This window comes from Ruegeria sp. CF3, from assembly GCF_056537365.1.
This window is the reverse complement of record NZ_JBQFRK010000009.1, coordinates 24,600-48,815: the sequence shown is the minus strand read 5'-3', so window position 1 is coordinate 48,815 and position 24,216 is coordinate 24,600. Positions and strand designations below refer to the sequence as shown.

The 24,216-nt window shown below is 57.0% G+C and carries 25 protein-coding genes; 8 read left to right on the top strand and 17 right to left on the bottom strand.

Features of this window, described 5'->3' with window-relative positions:
* Positions 1-32 precede the first annotated feature (32 nt).
* From flgK to ACR0KC_RS20930, 3 genes are read left to right on the top strand one after another with little or no spacing between them, the layout of a single operon-like run.
* A complete protein-coding gene (gene flgK / locus ACR0KC_RS20940; protein ID WP_480772278.1) occupies positions 33-1,484 on the top strand; it encodes a flagellar hook-associated protein FlgK in 1,452 nt (483 codons plus the stop codon).
* A gap of 2 nt (positions 1,485-1,486) precedes the next feature.
* Entirely contained in the window at positions 1,487-2,494 is a 1,008-nt protein-coding gene (locus ACR0KC_RS20935) for a flagellin (RefSeq protein ID WP_480772277.1), read from the top strand.
* On the top strand, positions 2,491-3,585 hold the full coding sequence (locus ACR0KC_RS20930) for a flagellar basal body P-ring protein FlgI (RefSeq protein WP_480707562.1): 1,095 nt from the start codon (positions 2,491-2,493) through the stop codon (positions 3,583-3,585). Before ACR0KC_RS20935 ends, ACR0KC_RS20930 begins: the two co-directional genes overlap by 4 nt.
* Positions 3,586-3,623: 38 nt before the next feature.
* Here ACR0KC_RS20930 and ACR0KC_RS20925 read toward each other — a convergent pair whose 3' ends face one another.
* From ACR0KC_RS20925 to ACR0KC_RS20865, 13 genes are all read right to left on the bottom strand, one after another.
* Entirely contained in the window at positions 3,624-4,268 is a 645-nt protein-coding gene (locus tag ACR0KC_RS20925) for a DUF1523 family protein (RefSeq protein ID WP_170395244.1), read from the bottom strand.
* A 10-nt stretch (positions 4,269-4,278) separates the two neighbouring features.
* Positions 4,279-4,545, bottom strand: a complete 267-nt coding sequence (locus ACR0KC_RS20920; protein WP_170395242.1) for a hypothetical protein — start codon at positions 4,543-4,545, stop codon at positions 4,279-4,281.
* Position 4,546: 1 nt separating this feature from the next.
* Positions 4,547-5,884, bottom strand: coding sequence for a DUF6638 family protein (locus ACR0KC_RS20915; RefSeq protein WP_480707561.1), 1,338 nt, complete (start codon positions 5,882-5,884; stop codon positions 4,547-4,549).
* A 366-nt stretch (positions 5,885-6,250) separates the two neighbouring features.
* Positions 6,251-8,182, bottom strand: a complete 1,932-nt coding sequence (locus tag ACR0KC_RS20910; protein WP_480772276.1) for an AAA family ATPase — start codon at positions 8,180-8,182, stop codon at positions 6,251-6,253.
* Between the two features lie 75 nt (positions 8,183-8,257).
* Entirely contained in the window at positions 8,258-9,382 is a 1,125-nt protein-coding gene (locus tag ACR0KC_RS20905) for a hypothetical protein (RefSeq protein WP_480772275.1), read from the bottom strand.
* A 317-nt stretch (positions 9,383-9,699) separates the two neighbouring features.
* The gene (locus ACR0KC_RS20900; RefSeq protein WP_480707558.1) at positions 9,700-10,779 is read right to left on the bottom strand and encodes a hypothetical protein; all 1,080 of its coding nucleotides are present in this window, start codon (positions 10,777-10,779) and stop codon (positions 9,700-9,702) included.
* Positions 10,780-10,988: 209 nt separating this feature from the next.
* On the bottom strand, positions 10,989-11,420 hold the full coding sequence (locus ACR0KC_RS20895) for a hypothetical protein (RefSeq protein ID WP_170515464.1): 432 nt from the start codon (positions 11,418-11,420) through the stop codon (positions 10,989-10,991).
* Positions 11,421-11,643: 223 nt separating this feature from the next.
* Entirely contained in the window at positions 11,644-12,111 is a 468-nt protein-coding gene (locus ACR0KC_RS20890; protein ID WP_170395206.1) for an Hsp20 family protein, read from the bottom strand.
* Positions 12,112-12,233: 122 nt separating this feature from the next.
* Entirely contained in the window at positions 12,234-13,052 is an 819-nt protein-coding gene (locus ACR0KC_RS20885) for a trypsin-like serine peptidase (RefSeq protein ID WP_480796371.1), read from the bottom strand.
* Positions 13,049-13,834: a trypsin-like serine peptidase gene (locus tag ACR0KC_RS20880; RefSeq protein WP_170423291.1), complete on the bottom strand. Its 786-nt coding sequence runs from the start codon at positions 13,832-13,834 to the stop codon at positions 13,049-13,051. The genes ACR0KC_RS20885 and ACR0KC_RS20880 overlap by 4 nt, the downstream gene beginning before the upstream one ends.
* Before the next feature lie 117 nt (positions 13,835-13,951).
* The gene (gene glcF / locus ACR0KC_RS20875; RefSeq protein WP_170408701.1) at positions 13,952-15,265 is read right to left on the bottom strand and encodes a glycolate oxidase subunit GlcF; all 1,314 of its coding nucleotides are present in this window, start codon (positions 15,263-15,265) and stop codon (positions 13,952-13,954) included.
* Positions 15,266-15,268: 3 nt separating this feature from the next.
* Positions 15,269-16,363: an FAD-binding protein gene (locus tag ACR0KC_RS20870; protein WP_480707556.1), complete on the bottom strand. Its 1,095-nt coding sequence runs from the start codon at positions 16,361-16,363 to the stop codon at positions 15,269-15,271.
* Between the two features lie 50 nt (positions 16,364-16,413).
* Positions 16,414-17,853: an FAD-linked oxidase C-terminal domain-containing protein gene (locus tag ACR0KC_RS20865; protein ID WP_480772273.1), complete on the bottom strand. Its 1,440-nt coding sequence runs from the start codon at positions 17,851-17,853 to the stop codon at positions 16,414-16,416.
* 80 nt (positions 17,854-17,933) lie between these two features.
* Between ACR0KC_RS20865 and ACR0KC_RS20860 the strand changes: the two genes are divergently transcribed.
* Together ACR0KC_RS20860 and ACR0KC_RS20855 are read left to right on the top strand one after the other, a co-directional pair.
* The gene (locus ACR0KC_RS20860; protein WP_170395190.1) at positions 17,934-18,644 is read left to right on the top strand and encodes a DUF599 domain-containing protein; all 711 of its coding nucleotides are present in this window, start codon (positions 17,934-17,936) and stop codon (positions 18,642-18,644) included.
* A 35-nt stretch (positions 18,645-18,679) separates the two neighbouring features.
* Complete coding sequence (locus ACR0KC_RS20855; protein WP_170395187.1) at positions 18,680-19,027, top strand: hypothetical protein; 348 nt, start codon at positions 18,680-18,682, stop codon at positions 19,025-19,027.
* A 3-nt stretch (positions 19,028-19,030) separates the two neighbouring features.
* Here ACR0KC_RS20855 and ACR0KC_RS20850 read toward each other — a convergent pair whose 3' ends face one another.
* From ACR0KC_RS20850 to ACR0KC_RS20835, 4 genes are all read right to left on the bottom strand, one after another.
* Positions 19,031-19,516, bottom strand: coding sequence for an NAD(P)H-dependent oxidoreductase (locus tag ACR0KC_RS20850; RefSeq protein ID WP_170664335.1), 486 nt, complete (start codon positions 19,514-19,516; stop codon positions 19,031-19,033).
* A 1-nt stretch (position 19,517) separates the two neighbouring features.
* Positions 19,518-19,988 (bottom strand): 23S rRNA (pseudouridine(1915)-N(3))-methyltransferase RlmH, encoded by a 471-nt coding sequence (gene rlmH, locus ACR0KC_RS20845; protein WP_170515483.1) that lies wholly within the window; start codon positions 19,986-19,988, stop codon positions 19,518-19,520.
* Between the two features lie 44 nt (positions 19,989-20,032).
* A complete protein-coding gene (rsfS, locus tag ACR0KC_RS20840) occupies positions 20,033-20,392 on the bottom strand; it encodes a ribosome silencing factor (RefSeq protein ID WP_039541351.1) in 360 nt (119 codons plus the stop codon).
* 164 nt (positions 20,393-20,556) lie between these two features.
* Complete coding sequence (locus ACR0KC_RS20835; protein WP_480772272.1) at positions 20,557-21,918, bottom strand: mechanosensitive ion channel family protein; 1,362 nt, start codon at positions 21,916-21,918, stop codon at positions 20,557-20,559.
* 123 nt (positions 21,919-22,041) lie between these two features.
* Between ACR0KC_RS20835 and ACR0KC_RS20830 the strand changes: the two genes are divergently transcribed.
* From ACR0KC_RS20830 to ACR0KC_RS20820, 3 genes are read left to right on the top strand one after another with little or no spacing between them, the layout of a single operon-like run.
* Positions 22,042-22,137: an isopropylmalate isomerase gene (locus tag ACR0KC_RS20830; RefSeq protein WP_260023663.1), complete on the top strand. Its 96-nt coding sequence runs from the start codon at positions 22,042-22,044 to the stop codon at positions 22,135-22,137.
* Positions 22,138-22,180: 43 nt separating this feature from the next.
* Positions 22,181-23,584 carry a 3-isopropylmalate dehydratase large subunit gene (gene leuC / locus ACR0KC_RS20825; protein ID WP_170395174.1) on the top strand — a complete coding sequence of 468 codons (1,404 nt, stop codon included), beginning with the start codon at positions 22,181-22,183 and terminating at the stop codon, positions 23,582-23,584.
* A gap of 38 nt (positions 23,585-23,622) precedes the next feature.
* Positions 23,623-24,177, top strand: a complete 555-nt coding sequence (locus ACR0KC_RS20820) for an HdeD family acid-resistance protein (protein ID WP_170395171.1) — start codon at positions 23,623-23,625, stop codon at positions 24,175-24,177.
* The last annotated feature ends 39 nt before the right edge of the window (positions 24,178-24,216 follow it).

Below are 24,216 nucleotides of genomic sequence, written 5' to 3'. Positions count from 1 at the left end.
ATGATGATTGATCAACGAAAGGGATGCGTCCGATGAATATGTCGACAGCACTGAACAACGCTCTGGGCGGGCTGAGCGCAGCCAGCCGTGGTGCGGCGGTGGTTTCAGGAAACATCGCCAACGCGTTGACCCCGGGATATGCCCGCAGATCGCTTGAACTGGCGACCAGCACAGTTTCCGGTAATGGCGTTCGTGTCGTTGGTATCACTCGGCACCAGGATCCGGTACTGATCGCAAACCGCCGTGCGACCGATGCAGACCTGATGGCAGCCAAAACCGTGGCGCAATTTCATTCAAGTTACGAGAAACTGTTGGGGGCAGCCGACGATGCCACTTCGATCTCGTCCAGACTGGCCCAATTCGAAAGCAGCCTGATTACAGCTGCAAGCCTGCCCGGCTCAGCCCAACGGCTGGATCAGGCCGCCCGTGCAGGCGGTACATTGAGCACAGCGCTCAATACAGCGTCCGAAGGGGTGCGGCAAATGCGATCCGATGCGGATCGCACGATAGGCAAACAGGTCGATACGCTGAATCAGACTCTGAAAGACATCGAGAAACTGAATGCTCGTATCCCCGCTGTCCGCAATTCGGGCGGTGATATTGGCGCGCTGTTGGATCATCGTCAGATTCTGGTCGATCAAGTCAACGAGTTGGTGCCTGTCAACGCGATCGCGCGCGATAATGATCAGATTTCCCTCTATTCCGATGGCGGGTTGATCCTGCTGGAAGGAACCGCGGCCGAGTTTTCGTTCTCGACCACAAGCGATACCATGCCGCATATGACCGTTGGCAACGGGTTGTTGTCCGGGCTCGAGATCAACGGCCGACCCGTTCGCGTGAGCGGAGAGTTCGCCCAAATCCGAGGCGGCGCATTGATGGCCCAGTTCTCGGTCCGCGACGAACTGACCGTCGAAACGCAAGCCGATCTGGACGCCGTCGCCCGCGACCTGATCGAGCGCTTTGAAACCACCGGGTTGGACCCGACCGCTGCCGCGACCGATCCGGGCGTCTTCACGGATAACGGCAGCCGCTTTGATCCGGTTTCTGAAACCGGTCTTGCGTCGCGCATCTCACTAAATGTTGTGGTCGACCCGGATGCAGGGGGTGACAGCTGGAGATTACGCGCGGGTCTGGGGGCATTGACCCTCGGTGCGCCGGGTGATGCCAGCCAGTTGCAAGCTTTTGGGGCCGTTCTGACCGACTCGCGCCCGGCCCCCAGCGTGGGGTTTGGGACAGGCACGATGCGCGCGGCCGAGATCGCCGAGGCGTTGCTTTCCAAAGCCGGGGCAAACGCACACACAGCTGACCAGCGCAGCAGTTTTGCAGCAAACGCGCAGCTGGAGATGCAAAAAATCGTCGCGGAGCAAGGTGTTGACAGTGACGCGGAACTGCAGCGCTTGATGCAGATCGAGCAGGCCTATGCCGCAAACGCACGCATCGTCGCCGTCGTGGATGAACTGATGGATACCCTGTTGAGGTTATGAACATGACACTGAATTCGATCGGGGATCTGGCCCGCGGTCTTACCCTCAGAACTCGCAGCGCCGAGATCAAATCACAAATCGAAACACTGTCGTATGAGATGTCCACCGGCAAGGTGCAGGATATCTCGGGCCGTCTGGGTGGTGATTACTCGCACCTACTGGATCTAGATCGCAGCCTGGAACGGTTGGACGCGCTTTCCATCGCCACCGCCGAGGCGCGGCTATTCACGGACGCAATGCAATTGAGCCTGACAACGCTAAGCGGCTCGGTCGCCGAGATGTCAGCGTCGCTGCTATCATTCGGCACGGCGAACCAGACCGTGACACATGAACAAGCATCGGTTCAGGCACGAAATGAGCTCGACACAATGATCTCAGCCCTGAATACGCGGGCGGGAGGGCGCAGCCTGTATTCCGGAACGTCGACTGACGTCTCACCTCTGCCCTCCGCTGAAACATTATTGACAGCGCTGCAGGCCGAATTGACCGGACTGACCTCCCTAACAGATATCCAACAGGCCGCTGAGGATTGGTTCAACGACCCCGCCGGATTTGATGCGGTGATATATCAAGGTGGTACGGGCACCTTGGCTCCGATGCAGATTTCCGAGAACGAGCGGATCACGCTTCCGATCACAGCGACAGACCCCGCGCTCAAGGACGCTTTGCGCGATGTTGCGGTTGCGGCTCTGGCCACAAATGATGCGCTTGGATGGACGCCTGATCTACGAACCGCAATGTTCACGCAGCTTGGTGTTGAGCTGGCCAATACACAGGATGCGACGGTCAATTTGCGCGCCCAGGTCGGCGCGACTGAGGCGCGTGTGGAGCAAGCCGCAACGCGCAACGCCGCCGCAAAGACCAGCGCTGAGCATGCGCGCAATGCGTTGATCGCTGCAGATCCCTATGAGACTGCGGCACAGTTGCAAACCGTGCAGTTCCAACTGGAGAGTCTGTATTCCGTGACCGTTCGCAATGCCAACCTGTCACTGGTGAATTTCTTAAGATGAAGATACTCGCATTCCTTTTGATAGTCTTACCGTGCATTGCCAATGCCGGGGCAATACGCCTGAAAGATCTGGTGGATTTCGACGGTGTCCGCGGCAATGATCTGGTTGGCTACGGCCTTGTGGTTGGCCTGAATGGCACCGGCGACGGCTTGCGCAATTCTCCGTTCACCGAAGAGATTATGTCCAACATTCTCGAACGGCTGGGTGTAAACGTGAATGGCGAAGATTTTCGCCCCAAAAACGTCGCCGCCGTTTTGGTCACCGCCACCCTACCACCCTTCGCGCGCGTCGGCGGTCAGATTGACGTCACCGTCTCTGCCATTGGAGATTCCAAAGGACTTCTTGGGGGGACATTGATCATGACACCCCTGAATGCAGCAGATGGTCAGATTTATGCCGTGGCGCAAGGGACAGTGCTAGCCGGAGGCGCTGCGGTTGAAGGCGAAGCAGCGTCGGTTGTAAGCGGGGTGCCGACATCGGGCGTCATACCCTCGGGCGCGCGTGTGGAGCGCGAGATCGATTTTCAGCTTGCTGATTTGACTCAATTCAGACTGGCGCTGAGAGAACCGGATTTCACGACCGCAAGCCGCATTGAGGCCGCCATCAACAGAGAATTCAACCGCGCCGTCGCACTCATGCGCGATTCCGGCACTGTGGAGTTGAGCATTGAGGCGACGCGGGCCGTATCAACCGCGCATGCGATTGGACGTATTGAAAACATACTGGTCGAACCCGAAAGCAAGGCCCGCGTCGTGGTGGATCAGAGATCCGGCACAATTGTTATGGGTCGGAACGTCAGGATTTCACGCGTCGCGGTATCGCAGGGCAACTTGACCCTCACAGTCGAGGAAGCCCCGATTGCTGTTCAGCCAAATCCGTTTGCGCGAGGCGAAACAGTCGTTGTTCCGCGCACCTACGCTGGGATCGAAGAGGAAGAAGGAACGGGGCTTGCAGAAATCCCCGAGGCAACCACCTTGTCCGAAGTGGTCGCCGGGTTGAACGCCTTGGGCGTGTCGCCACGCGATATGATCGACATCCTGAAAACCATCAAAGCTGCCGGGGCACTTCATGCAGAGTTCATCGTGAGATGAGCAGTCAGACCACAGCGCACGCCTTTTGGTGTACCACTTTACTTGGATTTCCAACTGTCCAGCCAGCGGCGAAAGCCCTTGCGCTTTTCATCTATTGCATCACCAGCGGCGTAAAGACCATCTTCCATGTTCTCCAAAACAGGATCGATCTTCTTTTGCCGAAACCGCCGCCATCGAACCCAGATGGCCCAAACCAGCGCAGCAAACACAGTCAGGAAGACGATATTGAACCACGGGATGATGCGGACATCCGGCCCCTCGACATGCCGGATGAAAATTGCGTTGGGAAAAATCGACATGAACTCATTGCGCCAGCCGTAATGCGTTACGACCACCCAATCGGGGTTATCTTTGGTCGACTTGGCATCGTTGGCCTCGGTGTAAAGATTCGCAGTGTCGAACTTGAAATAAGGCGGCCAGCCCCAACCGGTGTCTTCGTTGCGATAGACAATGGGCTTCCCGTTGGCGCGTACGGCCTGAATGAACTGTACATCGCGGTTTGACAGGCTGGTGGATTGATCTTCAGGCTCGGACCAGAAAATTCGCGTCCAGTCCGTCAGGTCCTGACGTTCCTCATAGGTGTTGACGATCCGCACCACATCGTGCTGCGGTAAGGAATACTGCAAGATCACGGCGATCGTGCCCCAGAAGATGATAATGAACGCCCATTTCACATAGGCCATGCCTTAACCCTCACATGTAATTCACGATGTAGATCAGCGCGCCAATCGCCACCCAAGGTACAATATAGACACCCAAAATCAGTTTGCGCCGGAATGAGTTGTCGTAGACGTGCAAACCACGCGCAACAAACGCTTCTTTGTTACCGGTTTTGCCCTTTTCGTCCCACCACGTCTCCAACTTTCGCCGCCTAACTCCTCGCGAATAAAAGGACAGCGCGAAATAGGCAATCGTCTGGATCACCAGCAGGATCAGAAACAGGCGCATCGCTCCGAACATCTTAATCTCTCCTGACCGCGCCCCAAGGGCCGACCCGTGCGATCACTGTTTCGCTGACCCGGTCATTGCCGGTCATATCCGGTTCATGACCAAATAGAGCCGCCCGCGCACCAGCCTTGTCCACCTGATACTCGCGGGCAAGGAAGTCGGCAACATAGGCTTTCTTGGTCTCGGGCCAGGTCCTGTAAGTACTATAAAACAATTCCTTGTGGCAGATGAACATCTGCCGCGGATCCAGCGGAGCCAATTCGGTCAACAGCATATTCACCAGATCGCGGTTCGGCGTATCGGCTGCGCGCAATGTGTAGAAATAGGCGGGATGATCCGAGGTGATGCGTGGCCAGCGCCCACCATCTGTCGCCCAGCGCAACAGTTGTGCGAGGCCGTGGTACGCCTCGGGCAGGCGATCCGCGTGGTTGCGTGCCAGTCGGCGCATGTCGCTGCGATCCAGCCCGCTCAGATCAACGTCTGCGTCAGCAGCCGCAGCAATGGTCAGAAAATCCATTTTCTGTTGCAGGATCGCGGCAGCATCCACGCCGCGCGCCTTAACGATAGGTTCAACCAGATCGTTGTAGTCGAGAAACTTGGCAATCTGGTTCCGCTGCGACGGGTCAAAAATGTATTTGATCGGCATATCGTCGGGCTTTTCGCCTATGCAAATCGCCGCCGGGTGATCCATATCCGGGAACAGGTAGAGCCCGCCAAAGTGTGCCGTCCAGAAATTACGCTGCTCGAAAGCGGTATGGCGCAGGCGCACCGGATTGCGCGTTACGTCGCCAGTTTCTTTGGCGGTTTCGATCATCTTGGCGATTAGCACATCGTCGAACCAAGCGTCCTCTTCGGTTTTGAAGCGTTCGACCATGCCCGCCAGTTGTTGCGCTTTGCGCAGAGTGCCGCCTGCGGTGTCTGCCTCGATCTCGATCTTGCGCAGGTTCAGCAGATCGCGGGGCGTGGTGAGTTTGATGACCGAGTTCACCAGCTCTCCGGCCACCGCATCGGTGGCGGTCAGGGCAAACAACTGTGCCTCGTTCATCTCGATGAATTCGCGCAGAATATCGCGCGAGGTCGAGAATTTGACGTTCAGCAAAGGCGCGTGCTTCTGCTCGGTCGTCAGCAGGATGAACTGCCGGTTGACCCCGTTGGGGTTGAGGTAGAGCTCATCCTCAAGCTCAATCCCCACTTCCGGAGAAAAACCCGAGATATCCACATGGAAATCCGTCAGCGCCGTGGTCTTGCCCGCCAGATGTTGCAGTGCGCGGTTATACCGCTCGACCAGAGCCGGGCTGGAGATGTGGACGAGGTTGCCGAACATCAGGCCTTTTTCGATGAGGCGGATCATGACATATGCCTTCCCGCGCAACGGTAGCGATGCACCCGGCACGAGGGTGGGTGCGGAACGCGCCCGCCCTGGGGGGCGGGTCGGGCGCGTCGCGGCTGCGCCGCGATTATTGAATGTGTCAAAGCTAAACTTGTCATTTCGAAACTCACCGCCAAAAATAGTACAATACTGTGGCGGCCACGCACAAAATGCCTGCAATTGTCAGAAAGCCAAAAAACACTTCGCTTGGTGGGTCCGTCACTGAGCATGTGCGAACAATACGAAAGTTCTCAGGTGATAAACCCTTCCAACCGCAAATCGTTACGGTCATGAAAATCGCTGGAACGAAAGAAAATATCGCGACGACGATGGCTAGTCGGAAAATACTCACCCCTTCCCCTCCAGATACCGCCGCTTGGCCTCCTCCATCCGGCCCATCTCGCGCACGGCGTTTTCGATGGCGACCTCGTCGCTCTTGTCAGCATAGCGGAACTCGCTGTCGGCGTAGCGGTTGATCTCTTGCATCACCATTTCCACCGTGATCGGCTGGCGCAGGTCTTCGATCATCGCCTTCTTGGTGTCGTAGTCGCGGAATAGGAACAGGTCGGGGTTTTCCATCCACTCATCGGGCAGTTCGAAATCCATCGCGCGGACCTTGACCGCGTCGGTGATGTTCTTGATCGCGCGGCCTGTAAAGCGCTCATCCGCCTGCTGGATCGCCTTGAGGTAGGTGCCCAGCTTGGCGATGGTGTCCATCTGGCCGATCTCGCCGGAGACCCGGTCATAGACCTGCAGCAAAGCGTCCTCATGCGGGCGGGAGTGGCTTTCGAAACTGGCGGCGACGGCCTTCTTGATCTCCTGCGCGGCATAGGCTTCGTGCTCGCCCAGCGGAATGTCGTGGTTGCGTCCCATCAGCAGGTGCAGGATGTCGATATAATCCTCCCGCGTTTGCGGGCCGTCCACCAGGAACCGCGCGCCCGCCCGCTGACGCAAGGCGTCGTCCACATTCTCGGGGTAGTTCGAGAACATGCCAAAGGTGCAGTTGCCGCGCACGACGGTGTTGGCGCCTGCAAAGCTCTCCATCAGCACGGCGGTGATTTCCAGCTGCCCGGCTGAGGACTGCCGGTCGCCGCGTTTGCCCGCCAGTTGGTCGATATCGTCGATGGTGCCGAAGCCGATAACCGTGGGGTCGATGATCGTATTGATAAACGCCTTGGCGTTCTGGCCGGATTTGCCCTGATAGCTGTCGATATTGTCGGTGCTCAGGTTTTGATAGCGAAACGGATAGCCCGCGTTCTGACAATAGTCATTGATCAGCCCGGCCATCATCTGGATCAGGGTGGTCTTGCCGGTGCCCGGTTTGCCGTCGCCCATGAAGGTAAAGATGAACCCGCCAAGTTCCGCGAACGGGTTCAGGCGGCGGTCGAAATCATAGGCCATCACCATCTTGGCCAGCTTCATCGCCTGATACTTGGCGATATGGTTGCCGACCACCTCGTTCGGCTTCTTGAACGTCATGGTCAGAGTGGTGGATTTGGCTTTTGAGGCGGGCTCGAACCCCCGGATCGTCAGATCATCGGCCTCGATATGCCAGGCGGCACTCTGGAACGGTGCCAGATGGCCTGCGGACTGGGCGCGTAGAGCGACCTTTTCCAACAGTTGCTCGGCATAGGCGCTGGTGGCCGCGATCAGGTGGGCATCATCGGGGGCGTGTTTGGCAAGGGTCTGGTCCAACTCCCACAGCGCGCCGTGCAAGGCGAGTTGGCCGTTGTCGGTCAGAACCTCTTCGATCTCACCGATATCGACAGTGGTCTCTCCCAGATGCGAGGACATCAAGTACGCCAGCGCATTGCCGAAGGTGTGCGAGGTGATCAGAGCCTCGGCCGTCAGCAGTTCAGAGAATTCGGTCTTGCGCGCGGCAGGCAGATCTCCGGCCAGATTGGCGCGTTTAAGATCGGCAAGCGGGGTCTGTTCCGCATAAGCCTCAGCCATGGCCAGAGCGATGGCGATGGCACGTCGTATCGCCTGTTGCGTGGTCGCCTGTGGTGGTGAGACCAGCGCATCGCCATCGTCCGATGCCTCGATTCGTTCAACCAGATGCACCCCGTCCTTGCGAGCAGTACGACGCGTCACCAACCCCGGCGTCGTCGACCGAAAGCGCCGCCCGGTAGAGACACCAGGAGACCGTTCGACAGTCGTTTCAACCGCTTTGGCAATCCGTGGAGCATGCTCGAAACCATTCAGCAAGGCAGTCGCTGCCGGATAGTGCTTACGAATGTCGTCTTCGCGCAATTCCATCTGATCTGACGTCAAACTCATCTTCTTCCTCGCAATGCCGGGCTGAAGCCCGGCCTACTCTAATCACGTAGGGCGGGCTTCAGCCCGCCACTGGTCTCAATATCTCAGCACCTGTCCGGCTTTGCTAACAACAAACTTGCGCACATCGGCGAATCCCGGCGGGTTGCGTTCGGCCAGCACCTGAAACGGGCGCTGGGGCAAGATGATCGACCGTTGTGTGCGGGTGGCCCCGGTTTCGGCCCCTTGCGCGCCGAATGGGTCGAGCGCAAAGACCTCGCGCTCAACAGTAGAAAACCAGCCGGCGCGTTCTTCGATCACCTCTTCGCTTTCCAACTCTTCTGTGGTCCAGGCCAGCGCCCAATCTTGACCTTGCGGAGATTGCGCATCCTCCAGCACCTGCCTCAAAGGACCAGATTGCTCGGTATAGGCCGAAGAATACATCGGCCCCACATGGATGCGGCGCAGGTGTTTGGGGTGCAGGTCGTCGAAATCCTGATCGAACCCTTTGGCTATGGTCACCAGTTTCAACCCGCCCAGAGACTGCGCCATCAGATGCGCCTGCACTTCGGGCCAGCGGCGTTGGTCTTTGGGAAGGGCGGTTTTGCCGCTATCCTCCAGCTGCATCAGATAGATCACCGGCAGGTTGATCTGGCTGTCATAGACCGCCCAGTGGATCATGAACTTGCGCCGTTCGCCCTCATTCCCGATCCAGTGGCATTCGGGATCGTTGCGGGCCCAGAACAGCTGACCTTTCAGCAATTCCTCATAGTAGAGCCTTTGTGACAGCGCGAATTGCAGCTTGGTGGGGATTTCCTGATCCCCAATGATCGTCCGCACCATGTCAGTTTTTAGGTCATCCTCGGACGGCATATTCGCCAGATGCACCTGCGCCTGCTGCGCGTCATTGGCCATGGTCAGCAGCTCAGCCGCCACCGGAAACCCGCTGTCACGCTTGTCCATCGCAAGGCTGCCAAAAAACCGTCCCGTATCGCGACCGACCAGCAGATACTTCATGGAAAGCGCGCGGAAGGTGTAGAGCAGCCCCGAGAGGTAGCGCGACACGATCCGCACCTCTTGCTTGCTGATTGCGCCCTCCGCCTCCATCGTCGCGGCCACGCGCAGGAGGTGGACGGTGATGACTTCGAATTTGCGGAAATAGCGGCGTGAGGCGAAGGTGTCGGTCAGGCCGACATGGTCTTGGGTGGGGTTGGTATCGGTCATCTTGGGGCGTCCAAGTCCTTCCCGTTTTTGTCGATATGAAACCACCATCTAAAGAGAGGCGAACCGACACTATGCAGTACTACTTGAGGGTTGATCCCAACCGAGTACTGAAAACGCCGCCCCCTTTCGCTGCCCCAACTCAACCAACACAGAAGTCGCATTAAGCAAGCCGCAATTACTGCAATAAGCAATGCCTGTAGCACTTTAGGATAAGTCGGCTTCTGATCTATAAAACCAATTTTTTCCAAGAATCTCGGCACCTCCAAGGGACCAAGACTAACTGCTAGTAATAGAAATTGTTGGTGAGCGAAACGCACTTAACCACCATACAAATTCTTATCATGCTTCTCGACAATCGAGGCAAAGCGCCGCGCGAACCGCTCATCCGCCTTGGCCTTTTTCTCCAGCACGTCGCGGGCAAAGACCATGTGGTCCTCATGCGCCTCAAGCATGTCGGCCATTTTCTGGTTGGTCGCGGTGCCGATGGCGGCCATCGCCGTCTGCGCCTCTTGGTCAGTTTGCACGCCGATCTCGTTGATGCGGTGGGCCACGTCCTGCTGCTGCGCGGTTTTCAGCGATTTGGTCAGGGCATCATACAGCACCACGCGCTGTTGCGTATCTGTCTGCAGCTTGTTGATCAGCACCATCTGCGTCGCCGCCTGGTTCTGGAGTGAATCGACCCAGGTTTTACCCTTTTCGATATAGCGTTCCAGCGTCTGGGATTTGGCCAGCTTGACCTGCTCTTCCTGAACCTTGGCGTTGTATTGCTTATTCAGGTCAGCCAGTTCGGTTTCCAACTGAGTCCGCGCGGCGGCATCCTGTTCGACGCTGATCTTGTTTTCCAGCGTGATGATCGCCGGGTCCATGCCCTGAATCTCTGCCCGCAAAGCCTCCAGTTCGGCCACGGTCGCCTCGCGGTCGTCCAGCGTGACGGTCAGGTTGTCCTCGACCTTGACGCGCTGTTCTTCCAGCACGGCCAACTGTCCTTCAAGCAGTTTGACGATCACATCCGATTTAGCGATCAGGTCCTGTAGCTTGTCGTCGATATTGGCGGTGCGCATGCGTTCCTGCCGCATGGACTCGGATTTGGCCTTGGCGAAGATGCCGACGAACGACTCCCACCCGGTTTTCGAACGCATTTCGTCGAAATCCTTGGAAAACGCGTTGGTCACGTCGTCGAGCCCCATGATCAGCTCAGCGATGTTGGCGTTCATCACCTCGGTATGGGCGTGCACATCTTCCAAAGTGGCATTTTCAATGTCGATATCTGCCTCTGCGGTTCCGATCTTGGCACGCGCCGCTTCGATCCGTGAGGTCAAGCCTTCAATCTGCGACTGGCTTTCGCGGACTTTCTGTTGCGTCTCTTGAATCAATGCTTCGAATTGCTGGTTCGACATCTGCTATCCCTATTCTTCTTATCATCCAATGACATAGGGAATGTTATGGAAATTTACATCCCCTTAGGTCTCCAAATCACCAAGACTGTGACAAACTCGACGCTAAAAAGATAGACGCAGAGACAAGGCCGAGACACATTGCCCGCTGGTTTTCAGAAGGGAAAATAGAAGCTCTTGGATTTCTTAAGTTGAAGCTGCCGATGGCAAGCTCAGTAGTTCGAATACCGGAAATTAACCACAGAATCATCTTGAATAGCGCAATGGGCTTTTATGTGGCTCCGCGCATCATTGCTGTCCTTTGAGCGCGCGACCTCCAAATCAATCAGATCGATGCCATCAGAATTCGTCGTATAGGAAAGCGTCCGCTCAAAATCGACGGCATAGTAGCCCTGATTGCTCATGGCGGTGTGGGTCCGATGCATACAAAGCCCGATCGCATTCTCCTCGGGCGAAACGTGCGGATGCTTCTGGTATTTTGATCCGTGCTTGTGATGGTGTTTGGCGATCGACGCTCCCAGCACACCCAACGCGACCCCAGCGATAAGCGCTCCTGTATCGTTGGCACGGGTTGGTGTCGCGGTCAGTGTGGTCGATGCAACAACGGCACAGACCATAGCGGCAAAAACGGATTTCATTCGCATCTATTTCGTCTCCCTCTGAAGGCACTGAACGAAATTCAGTTCATTGAAGTGTTCCAGAAGAGACTAGCCTGACGACCTAAACTATTGCCAGATTTTCGTGAAAACGTGTTGCCCACCATGTCCGTGTTGCGATGGATACAACTTCGCCCCGCGCCTGGAGGAACGCGGGGCGTGTGGTGCGACAACCCAGAGAGGCGGGACTGTCGCTAAGTGATCAACAGCCTCAGTTCACGGCTTTGGCGTCAACCACGTCCTTTTCAATGGCCTTGCCAGACGAAATTTCGATCCGGCGCGGTTTCAGCGCTTCTGGCACTTCGCGCTTCAGATCGATGTTCAGCATGCCGTTTTCATGGCTCGCGCCGGTGACACGAACGTGGTCGGCCAGAGCAAAGCGGCGCTCGAACGCGCGGGTGGCGATGCCACGGTGCAGGTAGCTGCGCTCTTTTTCGTCCGAAGCTTTCTTGCCGGAAACCACCAGAGAATTTTCCTTTACCTCAACCGACAGATCGGCCTCGGAAAACCCGGCAACAGCGACCGAAATGCGGTAGGTATCAGCATCGGTCTTTTCGATGTTGTAAGGGGGATAGCTGGGCTGAGCCACGTCATTGGTCAAAACCCGGTCCATCATGTCTGCAATCTGGTCGAAACCGATGGTTGCGCGGTGAAGTGGTGCGAAGTCAAATGTACGCATGTCGTATCCTCATCTTTGAGCGATTCACAAAATTGCCCTCCGAAATGGACGGGCGGTGATTTATGCCGGACCCCAGCTTTGGCGATCCGGTAAAACTCAGATGGGAAGTAAAAGGACCGGGTTCAAGACCCGCCCGCGCTGAGGAATTTAGCACCCGAACTGGACTTGGCTGAACCCGGCTGCAATCTGCGGATTGTTGCCGTGGGTCGGGGCGCGTCACGACGCAATATCGCCTTGAGTTCCGAGACAATCCCCGACAGCTCCATCCCGTAGCCGATCTTGCGTTGACCATCCGATGCGCCCGCCGAAACAACCGACAGGATCTGCCAACGCGGGCCTTTTTTTGCTAAAATAGCGGAGCCCGACGAACCGAATGTAATATCGCAATCAAAGCTGATCAGCCCCTGCCCGCGTTGCAGGATGCGGCAAGAGCGTTGGCGCGTGATCGCCTCGGCCCGACCGCGACCATACGAGGCGACGCTGATTTCGCTGTCGCTGACGCGGCCGCTGTGCAGGGCGAACGGATCAGCAATCGAATAGGGAATCGGCTCTTCCAGCCGCATTAGAGCCACATCAATTCGAACACGTGACGCCGATACCGGCGCATTGGCAACAAACTCGGGATGGGTCGCAATCTGGATGACCTTGCGATCCGCAAGCGCCTGACCGTCGCTCAAACCGGCGCGAAAGGTCAATTCACCGGGGGCATAGGGTTTTCCGGTGGCCTTGCTCACAGCGCAATGCGCCGCTGTCAGCACGATGTCCTTTGCGATCAAAGTACCGGTGCAAAAGCCCTGTTCGCCAATATCCAGACGTCCGACCGCCTCCCACCCATACAGATCATCGCGATCCGTCAGTCGGCGCTTGCCGCTGGTCTGGGCCTGCGCGGCAGTTGCGAGAATAGAAACAAGCAAGGTGATACTTAATAAAACACGCATCATGGCTTAAGGAACTTTGCTCCGAGGTTTTTGGTGTTGTTGTCCAATGTGGCGTTCATACCCCGCCCCTGCGAAAGCTCGGCCCGCAACAATTCCAGCGATTCATCCAAGGCGGTGCCCAGCGCAACGCGTTGACCCTGCAATTCGGCCTTCGCTGCAACGACCGACACAATGCGTGGCCGCTCGCCGTCAAACGAAAAGATCGGCGCGCCGGATGCCCCGAAATCCACGTTGCAGGACATAACCAGAATTCCAGCCTGTCGCCCAATGACGGAACAGACTTCCTGCAGTGCTGGCGCTTCGGCGCGGTCATGCGCGTACGAGACAACCCCCACCTCTTGACCGCGGGCAGGACGGCGTCCGGTTTCGAAAGGAATGACCGAGGTGTTGCGGATCGGCTGCCACAGCTCGATCAGCGCAATATCATGACGCACCCGCGTTGCAGAAACATTGCCTTCATAAACATAGTCGGGGTGAACCACTGTTCGACGCGCCGGACGATAAGCCGAGGCGGAACCAAGGCGCCAACCGGCCAGAAACTCGATCCGGGCCGGATTAATTCGCTGTTTCGTGGTTTTATCGTACAGACAATGCGCAGCCGTCAGTACCAGAGTCGGAGATATCAGCGATCCGGTACAAAACCCGGTGCCGTCGATATCCAGTCGACCAACTGCCATCCACTCGCGCCCAGCATCGGTGGTTTCCAGGCTCCTAAGCCCAGTATCCTGCGCCTGTCCTGCCAAGGGCAGCAAGCTGAAGACAATAGCCGTGATCCAGTTGCGCACGCGGGTCTCCGGTCATGAGGTCCGACCAAGATTCGTATGCCGTTGGTGCGGCGAAAATAGGGCAATTGCCCCTTGGATTAAATTCAACCGGACCTGATGCGCGGGTGCAGCAATCGATCAGCGCAGTTGGGGTACCCCAGCCATGCCGTCGCGCAATGCGCGCGGTTCCGGCCCTCCGGTGGCCCAGTCCAGCAGCTCGACTGTGTGGACAACGGGCGTGTCAGTCCCAGAGCCGATCTGCATCATGCATCCGATGTTACCTGCCGCGATAACATCAGGGTTCCTAGCCTCAAGCGTGCGCACTTTTCGTTGTTTCAACTGACCCGAAATCTCAGGCTGCATCAGGTTGTAGGTTCCTGCACTGCCACAGCACAAATGACTATCTTTAGGCTCTAACACTGTGAATCCAGCCGATTTCAGCAGGTTCTTGGGATAAGAGGTAACCTTTTGCCCATGTTGCAATGAACACGCCGCGTGGTAGGCAACAACCAGTTCTTTCTTGTCGCTGTCCGGCATCTCTAGCTGCACCAAAAGCTCACTGATATCCATCGCCATGGCGGATACACGCCCCGCATCCACCGCCAGCGGATCACTGCGGAACATGTGCCCATAATCTTTAACCGTGGTCCCACACCCCGAGGTGTTGATCACGATCGCATCCAGACCATCACCATCCATTTCGCGTGTCCAGGCCCGGATATTGGCTGCAGCAGACGCATGGCTTTCACCGGTTTTACCCATGTGATGGGTTAATGCGCCACAACAGCTGGCACCTTCGGCGACAACGACCTCGCAGCCCAACCGGGTCAGCAGACGAATCGTGGCGTCGTTGATATCGGTGTTCAAAGCCTTTTGCGCACACCCCGTCATCAGGGCGACGCGTTTCTTCTTAGCGCCTTTTGCTGCAAAGCTCTGAGGGTCATCATTGCGACTGACTGGTGGAATATATCTCGGCGCCATGTCCAGCATCGCCTTTAGCCGGGCATCCGGCATCAGAAACCGGAACGGACGACCCAGCTTTGCCCCGATTAGAGCCCAGCGAAAGCGTGTCGGATAAGGCAGGATTCTGGCCAATATCCAGCGCAGAGCCCGATCCGAGAACGGGCGCTTGTAGTTGTCTTCGATATATTCCCGTGCGTGGTCCACGAGGTGCATGTAATGCACGCCCGAGGGGCACGTGGTCATGCAGGCGAGGCAGGATAGGCAGCGATCGATATGCTTGACAGTCTTTTCGTCCGGAACACGCTCATTCTCCAACATGTCCTTGATCAGATAGATGCGCCCGCGAGGGCTGTCCAACTCATCGCCTAGCACCTGATAAGTCGGGCAGGTTGCTGTACAGAAACCACAGTGAACACAATTTCGGAGTATCTCGTTGGATCGCTGAATCGCTGGGTCTTGCAACTGCTTTTCGGTAAATTTCGTCTGCATCGCCTACCCCATCAGACCCGGATTGAACACGTTCCGAGGGTCAAATCTCTTCCGAATTGCCTTTGTTAGAGCCTGAATCTGCGTGCTCTCTGGTTGGAATCGCCCAAATTCAACGATGGTGTCAGCCTCTGCGCGTACCAGCGTTGCATGTCCTTCAAAGTGACCCAGTCGTGCACGCAGATCGGTGCCCTTTGGCACCAATACCCAGATCAAGCCCCCGCCCCAGTCAAATAAGGTTCGATCCGCGTCGATCCGTTCTGCAAGGCTGGCTGCATCGCCGGGTTTCACCGATAAGCGCCAGACATCACCTTCCAGATCCTGAAACGCACGCAGATCGCGCAGATCGACCCAGTGGTTGCTCGAATTCTCTAACTCGGTGCATTCGCCCCCAAGGATTTCGCGCAATCGACCTACCCGATAGGCAACCGAGTCGGCAAATCCTTCGATCCGCAACAAGGCCTGACCATCCAGTGGATCATAGGCTGCGCTGCTCACCTCGAAGGGGGATTTCAGGGCAGTGGACATGAGATCAACTGCGGTTCCTACATCAGCGGCCCCGACTGCCAGAGTGGTCTCGACCTCAGGTCTAGGCAGCACTTTCAGTGAGACCTCGGACAGCACCCCTAGCGTGCCCCAGGAACCCGCCATGAGCTTGACCAGATCGTAACCGGTGACGTTCTTCATCACCCGCCCGCCATTCTTGATCACCTGCCCCAACCCGTCGACATAACGTACGCCCAACAGGAAATCCCGGCACGCGCCCGCCTGAATTCGACGCGGCCCCGAGATGTTGGCCGCGACAACACCGCCGATTGTCGGTTCCCCCGTGGTGCCCAGCAAACCGCGATGATCCATCGGCTCGAACGCCAGTTGCTGACCCTCGGCCTCCAAAGCCGCTTCGATCTCAGTCACTGGAGTCCCGGCATGCGCGACCAGAGTCAATGCGCCCGGCTCATACTGTGTAATTCCGTGCAGTCCCGACAGGTTCAGCACAGGCTCGGGCCCATCAAGGCCGCGCGTGCCGCCTCCGGCAATACGCACTGGGCCATCCAGGCCGGCAACGATGTCCGCAAGTTCAGCCTCGGTTTCAGGTGTCATGGCACTTCATCTTTTCGCAAATACTCTGGGTATTGATGGGGAAGGCTCATCTATTCCGCGGCCATCCTGCGCGTGGCAGACGCCTTTAGCGGAAACACCTTGGCTGGGTTCAACAGCCAATGCGGGTCAAACACATCTTTCACCGCCATCTGCGCCTCAAGATCCTGTGGTTCATATTGGTGTGTCATCAGATCACGCTTTTCGATGCCGACCCCATGCTCACCAGTCAGGCAGCCCCCCGCATCAACGCAAAGCTTCAGGATGTCCGCCCCGAACGCTTCACATTTCTCAAGATCGCCGGGTTTGTTGGCGTCAAACAGGATCAAGGGGTGCATGTTGCCGTCACCGGCATGGAACACATTGCCGACTGGCAGGCCATAATCTTTGCTCAGCTCCCCGATCCGGCGCAGGACGAAGGGTAGCGATGAGACCGGGATCGTCCCATCCAGACACATATAATCGTTGATTTGCCCCATCGCGCCGAAGGCCGATTTCCGCCCCAGCCAGATACGGGCGCTTTCATCAGCCGATTGGCTTTCTCGCAGCTCAACCGGATTATGCCGCTTGGCGATCTCGATAATCTTCGACAACTGGCTATCGATCTCTGCCTCTGATCCTTCAACTTCGACAATCAGCAACGCCTCGCAATCAGGATAACCCGCTTGGGCGAAATTCTCGCAGGCTCGAATACAAAGGCGGTCCATGAACTCGATCGCGACAGGCAATATGCCCGATTTGATTATGTCAGAGACGCATTGACCGGCTACTTCATTATCGTCAAAGCCCATCAGAACAGGACGCGCGCCCTCAGGTTTGCGCAGGATGCGCAACATTGCTTCAGTTACGACACCCAATTGCCCTTCGGATCCGCAGATAACACCCAACAGGTCCAACCCGCCAGCGTCCAGATAGGCACCTCCAATTTCGACCACGCTGCCATCCATCATGACCATAGTCACACCCATCAGATTGTTGGTCGTCACCCCGTATTTCAGGCAATGCGCCCCGCCCGAATTCATCGCGATATTCCCTGCAATGGCGCAGGCAAGCTGAGATGAGGGATCGGGGGCGTAAAAGAAATCCTCTTCTTCAACGGCACCGGTTACACTCAGGTTGGTTCGGCCGGATTGCACCTTGATAAATCTGTTGTCGTAATCGATTTCCAGAACTTCGTTCATCCGTGCAACGCCTAGAATCACACAATCTGCCGTCGGCAGGGCACCACCCGCCAATGACGTGCCCGCGCCGCGCGGTACAACCGGCACACCCAGTTCATGGCAAATACGCAAGACATCGGAAACCTGCTGCGTGGTCGAAGGCAGTACAGCCAGCATTGGCGGGCATTTATAGGCGGTCAGCGCATCACATTCATAAGCCCTGGTCTCGGCCTCTTCATGGATAACAGCATCCTTCGGCAGCACTTGCTGTAGTCGCGCAACCAATGCCTGCTTGCGTGCTAAGACATCCGGATTTGGCTTGGGCATTTCCATCGCTGATCCTCCATTTGGTAAAATTATATTACCAATTTTATCGACTGGCAAGTTGCCGAATCCAACAATAGTGTCGCGGCATGACCTGGATCGACCGCACATTACTGTTTTCCTCGCTGGACTATGCTGCCGTTTTGCTGTTGTTCGCGACATGGCTAGGGATTGGGTGGAGGATCGAAAATCCGTCCTCTCAGAAACCGTCGGTTTCATTGATGATGGATGATTTCCGCAAGGTCTGGATGCGTGAAATGGTGACGCGCCAGCCGCGTGTGTTCGATGCACAAGTGATCTCGGCCATGCGTCAGGGCAGCACGTTCTTCGCTTCGACTATCATGATTGCAATAGGCGGCGGCTTGGCATTGCTTGGCAATACCGAACGCCTTGCTGGGGTTGCTGAAGATCTTGCCATCGGCCGTGCGCCTGCCATGGTTTGGGAAATCAAGATACTGATTATTCTGCTTTTTCTGTCGAACGCTTTTCTGAAATTTGTCTGGTCGCATCGCCTGTTTGGGTATTGCGCAATCCTGATGGCCGCTGTTCCAAATGATCCCGATGATCCACAGGCCTATCCACGCGCCACACAATCCGCTGATATCTGCATCACGGCGGCTCGTAGTTTCAATCGCGCGTTGCGGGCGACATATTTTGCGTTGGCTTCAATCGCATGGATACTTGGACCGGTAGCCCTGATCCTAAGCTCAATCGTCACATTCGGTGTGCTCTATCGTCGCGAATTCGCCTCGCATTCACGCACCGTAATCATGACTGCGCCACCAAACACAGAGTCGTGATCGCAATGCGATGCGCGAGCGCATAGTTTGACCCCATGCGATATCTGATTCTCAGCGCCTTACTGGCCAGCCCCGCATTCGCCGACCCTCCGACGGTCGAACAGGTTTCAGCCCAATCAAATGGGGATACCTGGCGGTTCGACGTCACGATCCGCCACTCCGACACCGGATGGGATGACTATGCCGATGGCTGGCGTGTTCTGGATATGCAGGGGAACGAGCTGGGGATGCGTGTGCTGCATCACCCTCATGTCGATGAGCAGCCCTTTACACGGTCACTTGGCGGGGTGGTGATTCCGGACGGGACCACGCAGGTGCAAATTCAGGCGCGCGACAATGTCGGTGGTTGGAGCGAAGACACGACCGTGGTCGATCTGAACTGACCCTCAGAACACCCCGAGGCTGAGACCTGCGGCCAAGGCCGCTCCAACCTCACGACAGTTTTCAAGTTGTTCTTCAGGAATGATCTTTTCGGCCAAGATCGCTTTGGGTGTTTGCGCATGAGTGCAGATGATCAGGGGCGGTTGCACCTCTTTCAACCGCCACCCCGTTGCGATCCGTGCCATCTGTCGCGCGGCATTCTCACCATCTGATCCGGCGCAGACCATCTGCGCATAGGGTCGACCTTCGATCTGACCTAGCACCGGATAATAGCAGCGGTCAAAGAACTCTTTCATCAGCCCAGAGATCGCGGCCAGGTTCTCGGGCGCGCAGAAGATATAGCCATCGGAGGCCAGCAAGTCGTTCGGACCGGCCTGATCGGCGGTTTTCAGGATGGTGTTCGCTTCATCCCGCGCTGCTTCGGCTGCGGCTTCAGCCATTTGCCGGGTGCCGCCGGTGCGCGAGTGGTAGACGATCAATAGCTGCGCCATGTCAGACCCGGTGATAAGGGCCGCCTGAAAGGATGGTCGCGGCCCGGTAAAGTTGCTCGGCCAGCATCACACGGACCAACATATGGGGCCAGACCATTGACCCAAAGGATAGGGAAAAATCAGCCTCCGCCCGCAGATTAGGGTCTATTCCGTCCGCTCCGCCGATGATCAGCGCCAGATCCTGTCGGCCCGCGTCGCGCCATCCACCCAGCTTTTTTGCAAAATCAGGCGAGGACAACACCCGTCCGCGCTCATCTAGCGTACAGATCACCACACCCTTGGGCAGCGCCTTGCGCAGCAGGGCCGCCTCGGCCCCCATGCCTGCGTTTTTCTTGTCTTCGACCTCGATCACCTTCGCAGGACCAAGGCCCAGCGCGCGGCCGGTCCTGTCAAATCGGGTCAGGTAGTCGTCAAGCAGGGATTTCTCCGGTCCGGCGCGCAATCGCCCAACCGCAACGATGCTGATACGCATGTCTCTCTCGCCTCCGGCCCCTCAATACAGGCCGGGATGGCGCCTCAATTCGCCGAGGCGCTGCCGCCCTGAGGCAGCCACATCTTTTCCAGCTGATAGAATTCACGCACTTCGGGGCGGAAGATATGAACGACCACGTCGCCCGTATCGATCAGCACCCAGTCGCCGGCATCCTTGCCTTCGACCTTCGAGGTGAAACCGAATTCCTGCTTGATGCGATCCGTCAGCTTTTCCGCCATGGCCGAGACCTGACGGGTCGACCGACCCGAGGCAATCACCATGTGATCCGCAACAGAAGACTTACCTTGCAGGTTGATCTGCACGACGTCTTCGGCCTTGTCATCGGAAAGTGAGGAAAGGATACGTTCAAGCAGCTTGTCGCTGATTGACTGAGAGTGGGCCATTACATCGGCCCCATCATCGGCGGGCAAACCCGCCTGTGTATGTAGAGACAGGACATAATCCTCCTTTGCTGCGCGCCGCCAAACCCCGGCGCCGGGGTACTAATAAGGTAACAAGGGGATTGCAACATTTCAATGAAAGGGCCGACGCGGTGCCGCACATCCGGTCACTCTTTGGCGAGATGTTGCACCTCAGCGTCGGCCTCCGGGCCGCCCAATACGCGGATTTCACGCTGCGGGAACGGAAGCGAGATGTCTTCGACCTTGAACGCATCCCACAGCGCCAGGAAGACATTGCCCCGAATGTTTGTCAGACCCTTGTTCGGATCACTGATCCAGAAGCGCAACACATAGTCCACGCTGCTGTCACCGAAACCAGTGATATGGCAGACAGGTTCATGTTTGCCTCCACTCAGTACTCGACCGACCGTCTTGACGGCACGGATCGCAGTCGCGCGGACTTTGTGTGGGTTGTCGTCGTAGCTGGTGCCGAAATCAAGATCCAACCGCACGAAACGGTCGGAATGCGACCAGTTTACAACCTGATTGGTAATCAGATCTTCGTTTGGAATCAGATATTCCCGACCATCCCGCGTAACCACCGAGACATAGCGCGCGCCCAGCGCGTTAATCCAACCGAATGTGTCCCCGAGTGAAATCACGTCGCCCGGTTTGATCGACCGGTCCATCAGGATGATGATGCCTGAGATCAGGTTCGAAACCACTTTTTGTAGGCCAAACCCGATCCCGACGCCAATGGCCCCGGACAGCAACGCTATGCCAGTCAGATCAAACCCGAGGGTGCGGATCGCCGCCATGAACACCGCCCCGTAGAGCAGCACCTGAATACCCTTGGCCAGAAGAACCTGCATCGATGGTGTTATGTCTTGATTGTTCGTAAGGCCGCGCTCAGCCGCGCGTGTGCCGACACGCGCCAAAGTCAGCAGGACGCCGATCAGCAGTACAGCCTTGATGATGCCCAGCGCCGAGATATGAAGATCACCGATAGAAATGGCGACGCCATCAAGGAACCCGGCTACATCATCCGTCAGGTTCAACGCAATCAACGTGGCATAGACCCACATAGACCATTTAAATATTTGTCGCAGCGTTCGGTTTCTCACCAATCGCGAAACCAACGCGATGGCCAGCCATGCGACAGCCAGCGTTGCGAAGACACCAAGTATATAGCTCCGCGACGGCCATGTGACCTGTTGCATCACCAGATAAAGCCCACCAGACAGCAACACAAAATACACCAGCGTCAGACGGCGCATCAGTTGGATCAATATCCGCAGACGCCATTTCGGCCATCCCACCCGGGCCCTCGCCCAGGTTTCCCATCGGCCCTGCGTCAGCAGTTTCAGCAAGAATGAGATTGCCCAGAGAAACAGGATGATGATGAGTTGATACTGCCGCCATCCTGGGGTGACGATCAACTCGACCAGACCTTCAATTTGCGAGGAAAACGCCGCCGTCATGTTGGCGTAAAGCTCCGAGAGCGTCTCCGGTAGTAAATCCTGGTTCATTCACCTCTCCTGCAGGTCAGCTTGGACAGCGATGCTGGATGATGCAAGCCCGCAGTGAGACGGTTGGGATTGAACCTTGATTGACACGAATGCCCGTTATATCTGGTGCGTATGAGACTCAATGTGGCCCAAGAACAGAATCTGGAAGATCGCGCGCGTCTGCGTGAACGGTTCTTTGGGGCTGCCCGCACGGTCTTGGCCCGCCTATCGGCGGCCTAAGCCAACTCGCCAGCTATTTCTCATTACATACGGGAGAGGACCGATGTCCCCCAAAACACTCTATGACAAGATCTGGGATGCCCATGTCGCCCACGAGGCCGATGATGGCACCTGCCTGCTGTATATCGACCGCCATCTGGTGCACGAAGTGACCAGCCCACAGGCATTCGAAGGCCTGCGCATGGCGGGCCGCAAGGTGCGCGCGCCAGAAAAAACCATCGCCGTGCCGGATCACAACGTTCCGACCACGCCGGACCGTGTGAATGGTATCGAAAACCCGGAATCACGCATTCAGGTCGAGGCACTGGACAAGAACGCCAAAGATTTCGGCATTCACTATTACCCTGTGCACGACGTCCGTCAGGGCATTGTGCATATCGTCGGCCCCGAACAGGGCTGGACCCTGCCCGGCATGACCGTTGTTTGCGGCGACAGCCACACGGCGACTCATGGTGCATTCGGCGCTCTGGCGCACGGCATCGGCACATCCGAGGTTGAACACGTTCTGGCCACCCAGACTCTGATCCAGAAGAAGTCCAAGAATATGAAGGTCGAAATCACCGGCAAACTGCAGCCGGGTGTGACCGCCAAAGATATCACTCTGGCTGTGATCGGCGAGACCGGTACTGCTGGCGGTACAGGTTATGTCATCGAGTATTGCGGCGAAGCGATCCGCGATCTTTCGATGGAAGGGCGCATGACCGTCTGTAACATGGCCATCGAAGGCGGTGCCCGCGCTGGCCTGATCGCGCCGGATGAGACCACCTTTGAATATGTCAAAGGCCGCCCGCATGCCCCCAAAGGCGCGCAGTGGGAAGCCGCGATGGACTGGTGGAAGACGCTTTACACCGACGAAGATGCGCATTTCGATAAAGTCATCACGCTGCGTGGTGAAGATATCGCGCCGGTCGTCACTTGGGGCACCAGTCCCGAAGATGTGCTGCCGATCACCGCATCCGTACCGCATCCCGAAGATTTCGAAGGCGGTAAAGTCGACGCGGCCCGCCGTTCGATCGAGTATATGGGCTTGGAAGCCGGTCAAAAGCTGAGCGATGTTGAAATCGACACTGTTTTCATCGGTTCTTGCACCAACGGTCGGATCGAAGACCTGCGCGCTGCGGCGGAAATCCTGAAGGGCAAGAAGATCAAGGACGGCATGCGCGCCATGGTCGTACCAGGCTCGGGCTTGGTGCGTGCACAGGCCGAAGAAGAAGGTTTGGCCGAGATCTTCAAAGATGCCGGTTTCGAGTGGCGTCTTGCGGGCTGTTCAATGTGTCTGGCGATGAACCCCGACCAGCTGCAACCGGGCGAGCGCTGTGCCGCGACTTCGAACCGAAACTTCGAAGGCCGTCAGGGTCGCGGTGGGCGTACCCATCTGCTGAGCCCCGCAATGGCTGCCGCTGCGGCAATCACAGGACGGCTGACAGACGTCCGTGAATTGATGTAAGAGTCTCTCATATCTAGATATTTGATGGAGAGACTAACATGAGTGATTGGGTCAAATGGCTACTGCTTGGACTTTTGTCCATAGCATTCGGGGTGTTCGTATTGGGCGCACCGGTCGTGGCGTCCGTTGCCGTAACAGTAGTAACTGGTGTGTTGCTATTGATTGCGGGCGGAATGCAGATCGTTGGTGGCTTCACGGTTGAAGGCACTGGCAACAAGATCCTGTCACTCATCATGGGTGCGGTCATGCTGTTTCTGGGCTGGTCCTTTCTGGATCACCCGCTGCAGGGCACGCTGACGCTGGCAACTGTGATGCTCATCCTGTTCATGGCAGGCGGCATCGCACGGGTCATTCTGTCGTTCCAGATGAAAGGAACGCAGTTTTTCTGGCCCACGATGATCTCGGGCATCTTGTCGATCATCCTCGCCGGCATCATCTGGACCTATGTGGGCAAGGAACCGGCTGCTCTGCTGAGTATACTGGGGATCTTCCTGGGCATTGAGATGCTGTTCAACGGGTTCGGATTGGTCTTCATGGCGTTCTTCGTCAAGAACGCACCCAAGGACGAAACAACAGAAGCGAAAGAAGCTTAAACGCGGAGCACGGGCGCGGCCCTACCCCGCAGGAGTGTA